1 protein-coding gene and 1 pseudogene are annotated in these 1,305 nt (G+C 29.8%); both read left to right on the forward strand.

The genetic code is table 4. The annotated features are described in order from the left end of the window. Positions 1-746 (forward strand): hypothetical protein (locus BCF89_RS03505; RefSeq protein ID WP_211305428.1); only part of this gene is annotated, 746 nt, incomplete at its 5' end. 2 nt (positions 747-748) lie between these two features. Next, a pseudogene (locus BCF89_RS03350) lies at positions 749-1,305 on the forward strand (Mbov_0397 family ICE element conjugal transfer ATPase); the annotation flags it as partial.

Consider the following 1,305-nt stretch of genomic DNA (forward strand, 5'->3'; position numbering starts at 1 on the left):
TCATCTATATGTTATTAATTCTACTATTCTTTGGAATCTTTACTGCGATTAGCAATTTCTTAAGAAATGGTAATGCACTTGGTACTTCTGGTGTTTCCTTATTAAATCCACTTACCGGACTTGGAGTAGGATGAGCTATAAAGTTTTTAAAGAAAAAACTTGATTCATACTTCGGAGTTCAATCATTTTCTGCATTAAATTATGGAAAGAAAATGCTCGGAAAAGGTATTGCTGGTGCAGCAACAATTGCTAGTGGTGGAACCTTAGGAGCAGCATTTTTAACTGGTGGTGTAGGTGCAGCACTTGGTGGTGTTGGTAAAATGGCAAGTAGTAAGATTGGTACTTTTGCTAACAGTATGAAATTAACCAAATCTAGTGGTTTAAGTTCAAAAGTTGGTAGAGAGATATTATCTGCAAATGGTATGCAATTCGATGCAAGAACTCAAAATCTTTTTATGGATAAAGTAAAAGAAACTGGACTTGATTTTTCAGGTGTCAAGAGTTCATCACAATTTGAAGCACAATTAGCAATTTCAAATCAATATAATAACCGTGCAATTGAGCAAATTGAAAAATCAGATGAATGGAAATCTGGAAATATTTCGCAAGATACTTTATTAAGACACCAAAGGTTAAAAAATAGCAATCAGGCAATTGAAGATATAAATCTTATACGAGCAAATCAATCTAACAATTGAGCTAAGACAAAAGCAGGACAAAAAAGTAAAAGTAAAGGAGAAAGATAATAATGTTACAAAATAAAAAACTTTCAGATATCAAATTACAAATATTTAAGTCAATATCACTATTTGATATGTTAATTTTAATTTTTACTTCGGCACTTGGTTTTGTTTGTGGGTTTTTTATTTCTAAGTCACTTCCTTTACTTGCAAAAATTGGAATTGCAATTGCAATTTTTGTTTCAACAGCTTGAATTGTTTTGCCAAATAAAAAGCATAATTGCAAATATTATGTTTTTATTGTCAGATGGATTAAGTATTATTTAAAACCAAGAAGATACTTTTCTTCTAATACAAAGTCACTTGTTCAATTTAAAGATATTGTAAATGACAATATTGTTGAAATTGATTCAGCAAATTACTTTTCAGTCCTTGCATTTAAGGGATATGATGTCTATTCTAATGATTCTGACGACAAAATGGCGTATTACCAAACAGTTATCAATGCTTTAAACAATATTGATTTTCCTATTTCCTTTGTAAAAATCCCAAAATCTTCCAATCTTGAAGCAAACTATGATTTTATTAAAAAAGCAATTGAAAAAGATACTCAAATTGATTTAGA

The sequence above is a fragment of the Metamycoplasma auris genome (genome assembly GCF_003253435.1).
Taxonomy (GTDB): domain Bacteria; phylum Bacillota_I; class Bacilli_A; order Mycoplasmatales; family Metamycoplasmataceae; genus Metamycoplasma; species Metamycoplasma auris.